The sequence below is a fragment of the Candidatus Albibeggiatoa sp. nov. BB20 genome, from assembly GCA_016744725.1.
Lineage (GTDB): Bacteria > Pseudomonadota > Gammaproteobacteria > Beggiatoales > Beggiatoaceae > Albibeggiatoa.
Genome location: JADGDW010000206.1, coordinates 1 through 6,408, shown reverse-complemented (window position 1 = coordinate 6,408; position 6,408 = coordinate 1). Strand labels below are relative to the sequence as shown.

5 protein-coding genes and 1 pseudogene are annotated in these 6,408 nt (G+C 38.3%); 4 read left to right on the top strand and 2 right to left on the bottom strand.

The genetic code is table 11. The features are described 5' to 3' along the window. Positions 1–446: pseudogene (locus tag ABXH34_RS16950) on the top strand (aminomethyl-transferring glycine dehydrogenase subunit GcvPB); the annotation flags it as partial. Between the two features lie 111 nt (positions 447–557). Here the strand turns inward: ABXH34_RS16950 and murG are convergent. Together murG and ABXH34_RS16940 are read right to left on the bottom strand one after the other, a co-directional pair. Then, positions 558–1,628 carry an undecaprenyldiphospho-muramoylpentapeptide beta-N-acetylglucosaminyltransferase gene (murG, locus tag ABXH34_RS16945; protein WP_353573067.1) on the bottom strand — a complete coding sequence of 357 codons (1,071 nt, stop codon included), beginning with the start codon at positions 1,626–1,628 and terminating at the stop codon, positions 558–560. Between the two features lie 120 nt (positions 1,629–1,748). Further along, positions 1,749–2,534 carry an aminodeoxychorismate synthase component I gene (locus ABXH34_RS16940; protein WP_353573066.1) on the bottom strand — a complete coding sequence of 262 codons (786 nt, stop codon included), beginning with the start codon at positions 2,532–2,534 and terminating at the stop codon, positions 1,749–1,751. A 572-nt stretch (positions 2,535–3,106) separates the two neighbouring features. On the opposite strand from ABXH34_RS16940, the gene kdsA reads away from it, so the two are divergent. The 3 genes from kdsA (at position 3,107) to eno (ending at position 6,022) form a co-directional block, all read left to right on the top strand. Continuing rightward, positions 3,107–3,940, top strand: coding sequence for a 3-deoxy-8-phosphooctulonate synthase (gene kdsA, locus ABXH34_RS16935; RefSeq protein WP_353573065.1), 834 nt, complete (start codon positions 3,107–3,109; stop codon positions 3,938–3,940). A 32-nt stretch (positions 3,941–3,972) separates the two neighbouring features. Then, entirely contained in the window at positions 3,973–4,527 is a 555-nt protein-coding gene (locus ABXH34_RS16930; RefSeq protein WP_353573064.1) for a hypothetical protein, read from the top strand. A gap of 211 nt (positions 4,528–4,738) precedes the next feature. Further along, on the top strand, positions 4,739–6,022 hold the full coding sequence (gene eno / locus ABXH34_RS16925; RefSeq protein ID WP_353573063.1) for a phosphopyruvate hydratase: 1,284 nt from the start codon (positions 4,739–4,741) through the stop codon (positions 6,020–6,022). Positions 6,023–6,408 lie beyond the last annotated feature (386 nt).

Genomic DNA, 6,408 nt, shown 5'->3' with positions numbered 1-6,408 from the left:
GAGTATTAGGCCGTGATGGAATGCACCGCGTTGCTGAATTTGCCACTTTGAATGCGAATTATTTGCAAGTTAAATTAAGTGAAGCTGGGTTTGATATGGCGTTTCCTGAACGTCGTGCCAGTCACGAATTTATTTTGACCTTGAAAAAGCAAGCTAAAGAACTCAATGTGACTGCAATGGATTTTGCTAAGCGTTTATTGGACAAAGGTTTTCATGCACCAACGACCTATTTTCCATTATTAGTACCAGAATGTTTGTTAGTCGAGCCAACAGAAACGGAAGATAAACAAACTTTAGATGCGTTCGTTGAGGCTTTAATTGAAATCTGGGAAGAAGCCAAAATCGATCCAGAGATGGTTTGTAAAGCCCCGTATAGCTTACCTGTACGTCGTTTAGACGATGTGAGAGCCGCAAAACAATTAGATATCGCGTGGCAGGGTAATTAGTTGATTAGTTGATTAGTAAAATATTTTAGCAAGCAGCAGTCCTAGGTTATGATATTTAGGGCTGCCACTTGCACATTGTTTTTTCTCTCATTTTAAACAGTGTAGCCCCATCTATAGAAACCGCTGAATCACGTGCATAATATCCTGTGTTGTATTTGGATTTGCTTGCTGACGAGCCGCTTGACCCATGTGCTGTAATTGTTGCGGTTTTGATAATAAATCTTGTAACAGATGCTTTAATTTTCCCTGATCCAAATCACGTTGCTGAATCAAAATGGCGGCCTGTTGCTCACTTAAAAATTTTGCATTTTCAGTCTGATGATCGTCTACGGCATGAGGAAATGGAATTAAAATACTTGCGACTCCTGCATGAGCCAATTCAGTCACGGTCAATGCGCCAGCACGGCAAATAACCAAATCTGCCCACAAATAAACTTCCGCCATATCTTGAATAAATGCAGATACTTCAACAGAAAATGTTGCTTGTTCATAAGCTGTTTTTACCGCATTTAGCTGCTTTTCACCTGTTTGGTGTTTGACAGCAATCTCAATTTTTTCTAATTGTTGTAAGGCTTGAGGCACAAGCTCATTCAAGGCCTTTGCACCCAGACTACCGCCAAATACTAAAATATTGAGTCTCGGACTATGAATCTGTATTTCAGCTTGATGCAATGCCACAATTGGCTCACGCACAGGATTACCCACCGTTTGGGCTTGAGTTCGAGCTGGAAAAGTGTCAGGAAAGGCTTGTAATGTCTGCTTTGCTAAACGGGATAATACTTTATTAGTCATCCCTGCAATCGCATTTTGTTCATGAATCAGCAAATTTTTACCCATTAGCCATGAAGCCATTCCTCCCGGTCCACTGGCAAAACCACCCATACCAATCACAACTTGTGGCTTAACTTGTCGAATTGTTGCCATTGCTTGCCCAATCGCCCATATAATTTTGAACGGAGCAAGCAATAAGCTCAGCTTACTTTTGCCTCGGAGTCCTTTGATATTAATAAAATGGATTGGAATGTTGGCTTGAGGCATAAGGCGAGATTCCATGCTATTTGGCGTGCCTAACCATTCAACATGGATATTTTGTGCTTGTAAAGCTTGAGCAATCGCCAATGCTGGAAAGATATGACCGCCAGTACCACCAGCCATCATCAAAACTGTGGGATTTTTTTGCATAGGAGACTTTATTAAAGAGATAAGATTGAATACAGCCAATTATAATGAGATATGTCTCTTATTGAAAGCTGAGAGCATAAAAGGCCTTTTTTGAGTTAAAGTGCTAAATTATCGACTTTATTAATTGACTAACGGCAAATACACTTTGTCTAATAATTCTTGATATTCCGATGCTGCATCACTGTCAATGGTAATCCCTCCACCACTTTTATAAATAAACGATCCATCATCCTGCTTTTCAATAAAGCGAATCATCACCGCACTATCTAAATTTTGCCCATCAAAATAACCAAAAATACCTGTAAAAAAACCTCTTTGATAAGTTTCAATTTGGTCGATAATTTTTAAAGTATTGTGCTTTGGTGTGCCTGAAATTGAACCTGCGGGTAATAATGTGTACAGCATATCCCCTAAGTGATGCTGCCATTGATGTGGTAATTGGCCACTGATTTCTGAACTAACCTGTAATAATGGCCGTTGTCCTGCTTGAATCTCATCAATATAACGAAAGCGTTGTACTCGAACCTTATCTGCCACCATGGATAAATCATTACGCAGCAAATCCACCACCATCACATGTTCGGCCATCTCTTTGTCATTGTTTAAAATCTGTTGTGCGGCATTGGGTAATAAGGCGTTAATTGTACCCTTCATAGGAAACGTTTTGATCGTGTTGTTATGAATTTGAATAAAACGCTCGGGTGAAAAACACACAAATTGATCTTGAAAATACAGCTTAAACTTAGCTTCTGTAGCATGGAAAACATCAAGTAATGAGGCATTTAATTGAATTGGGGTTGGAAAGGTCAAATTTAATAAATAAGTATTGCCTTCATACATTTCAGCTATGACTTGATTAAATGCTTTTTGATAAGTTGCAAATGAAATAGCTTTTTTTTTAAGCACAGTGCTTTCAACACTTTTACCTGATGACAAATAGGCTTAGATTCCATTGACCAAAGAATATCCTGTGGCATGTGCTCAAGTGGATAAACCTGACTTTGTGTTTTCGTGAAATCAATAATAAAAAAGCAGGGGATGCCCTGTTGACCAAACTGGTTTAATAAGTGTTGCATTGGCGTGATTTTAAATCTGGAACTGGATCAACTGAATGAACTTACCGAGATAGGCAGAGGATCGCAAGTTTAACATAAATTGTATTTGATACCGTATTTAATATGCTTAATTCCATGTTAATTGTTAGCTTGGATGATGAGGGTAAAAAAGGCGTTTGCATGATCTAATAATATTTTATACCATTTATTCTGTATCATTTATATCCATTGCCCACTCCCTATCTTTTTTCTGATTTGACTAAATTTTTCCTTATTTTAAACGCGCCGTATATTTTGCTGAATACAGAGCAGCTTGCTGTTAAATGTAGGGCTAAATCATCAGCTTTTACTAATCAACTTATAACCAACAATCACCTTGATGTATAATACGCCCATTCTCATTTTAGCCGCCGTCGTATTGACATGAAACTGATTGATTTTGAAGTAGGTGTAGATAAGCCCTTTTTTCTCATCGCGGGTTCTTGCGTGATTGAATCTGAGCAAATGACTTTAGATATTGCGGGTCATTTAAAAGAAATAACTCAGAAATTGGGGATTCCTTTTATTTATAAATCCTCTTTTGATAAAGCAAACCGCTCTTCACATGATAGCTTTCGTGGCTTGGGTGTGGAAAAAGGTTTAAAAATCCTCGAAACGGTTAAACAGCAAATCCAAGTACCGATTTTAACTGACGTGCATGAAGATACGCCGTTGTCAGAAGTAGCCAGCGTCGTTGACGTACTACAAACTCCCGCATTCTTATGCCGTCAAACCAATTTCATCCAAAACGTAGCCAAACAAGGTTTACCTGTCAATATTAAAAAAGGTCAATTTCTCGCGCCTTGGGATATGGTTAATGTGGTGAATAAAGCTAAAGCGGTTGGTAATCATCATATTATGGTATGTGAGCGTGGGGTTTCTTTTGGCTACAATAACTTAGTTTCTGATATGCGTTCATTGATGATTATGCGTGAAACAGATTGTCCTGTGGTTTATGATGCAACCCATTCGGTGCAATTACCGGGCGGACAAGGCACATCATCAGGTGGCCAACGTGAATTTGTCCCAGCATTGGCACGGGCAGCAATAGCAATAGGTATTTCTGGTTTATTTATGGAAACCCATCCTAATCCAGATCAAGCATTGAGCGATGGCGCAAACTCTGTTCCTTTAGCTGAAATGGCCAATTTATTATCCCAATTGAAACAAATTGACGAGATTATCAATCAGCAGTTATTAATTGACAACGCGCAGTGAACAGTCTTTTCTTGTTCTTAAAATAAGGAAAAATGATGCAAAACCATTCTACAATATCATTATATTTTTGGTTTGTGATTACCAGTCTATGCCTTACATTGCCTACTGCCCATGCAGCAGCACCATTGGTTGAACCTCTGCCTAATGCTTTTGTTTGTGGTATACCAGATCAGCCTTGTGCAACGACAAGTTATGAATTTGCGGCGTATGATTTATCATTTAATCTACCTGCTGAACTGGAATGGCAAACGGCACATCCTTCTGAATATTTTTATGCCATCATCTTGAAAAGCAGCAAAGCAATTTACCCCGACCCTAGCGATTTGATGGATGAAACAGAGTGCGGTGATTATTTTTCAGAACAAGAACGCTTATCTGTACAAGCCTTATTCCCACAACATAAAGTATTTGCAGCGAGACATGGTTGTTCAATGGTTTGGTACAATAATGTTAATCAAAAATACAACTTTTTAGCGGTTTATACAGGCACACTAGCTGAGGCAAAAAAATTATTAAAAGCAGCCTCAAAACAATTTAAAGGTGCGAACATACGCAAAATGCAAGTTGTTGTTGATAATATACATTAGTTTAAATCAATGATTCCGACATTCTTTATGCTGATATTCTAAAGCGGTCTGAAATATTGTTAAATTCCTGCCGAAAAATAAAATAACTTAAATAGGTTAGGAATAGTGGTTTTGCTGGTGCAGCATAATCCATACTGTTGTTGCATTTTATAAAATCCTCACTGAATAGCCGTTAATTAACAATTTAAACAAGATAACTAAGGAGAAAACTATGTCTGAAATTATTGAAGTTTATGCGCGTGAAATTTTAGATTCTCGTGGTAACCCAACTGTTGAAGCAGAAGTGACTACCGTCACAGGTGAAATGGGCTCAGCCGCTGTGCCTTCTGGTGCATCTACGGGTTCGCGTGAAGCTTTAGAATTACGTGACGGTGACAAATCTCGTTATTTAGGTAAAGGTGTTAAAACTGCCGTTGATAATATCAATAACGAAATCAGCGATGAATTACTTGGTTTCGACGTATTGGATCAAGTTGGCGTTGACCAAGCCATGTTGGAATTAGATGGCACTGAAAACAAAGAACGTTTAGGTGCAAATGCGATGTTGGCTGTGTCTTTGGCTACAGCAAAAGCGGCAGCGGCTGAGTTAGACATTCCATTATTTCGTTATTTAGGCGGCGCAGGTCAAATGCACATGCCTGTACCTATGATGAATATCATCAACGGTGGTGCTCATGCAGATAATAGCGTTGATTTACAAGAATTTATGATTCTACCTGTCGGCGCACCTAATTTCACTGAAGCCGTGCGCTACGGTGCTGAAATTTTCCACGCTTTAAAAGGGGTATTAAAAGCCAAAGGCCTAAATACTGCAGTCGGTGATGAAGGTGGTTTTGCACCAGATTTATCTTCTAATGAAGAAGCAATTGAAGTCATTTTAGAAGCGATTGATAAAGCGGGTTATAAAGCAGGCACTGACATCATGTTAGGTTTAGATGTAGCAAGCTCTGAATTCTATAAAGATGGCAAATATGATTTAGCGTCTGAAAACAGAAAATTAACTTCAGAAGAATTTGCTGATTACTTAACCGCATGGGTAGACAAATATCCTATTATCTCTATCGAAGATGGCATGGATGAAGGCGACTGGGATGGCTGGGCAATCTTAACTGAGAAATTAGGCTCTCGCGTACAGTTGGTGGGTGATGATTTATTTGTAACCAATACTAAGATTTTGCAACAAGGCATCGAAAAAGGGGTTGCTAACTCTATTTTGATTAAATTGAATCAAATCGGTACGTTAACAGAAACATTAGCTGCAATTGAATTAGCCAAACGCAATAACTACACTTGTGTAATTTCGCACCGTTCTGGCGAAACTGAAGACAGTACTATTGCTGATTTAGCAGTGGCGGTTTCAGCAGGCCAAATCAAAACAGGTTCGTTATCACGTTCTGATCGTGTGGCGAAATATAATCGTTTAATTCGTATTGAAGATATGCTTGGTGATACGGTGGTATATCCCGGTATGAGCACGTTTTATAACTTGAAATAAACTGTTTGCTTGATACTAATGCTTCTGTAGCAAAGATCAATTATTTTACAGGATATTAGTATTTTATATTTTAAGACTGCCATTCCTTCAAAGGTTGGCAGTCCTATAAAACTTTAAATATCAATTACTTTTAAAACCAAGGATCGCTAGTCCTGTATCATCTTAGAATAAAACGACTATATCACTCAGCCTCATCCTATCAGCTCAAGATCAGCCCTATTTTTACTGATATTTTGTCATGCTAGCGCAATACATGACACACTTGTTGTAAGATTAATCTAAATTTGATAACTCAAAGAAATACTTAGATATTTTCAAGCTCAGTAAAATTGTTCCACTTGCTGTACTAGACTTACAATTAAACCTGAGTAACTGTTGTATAATAC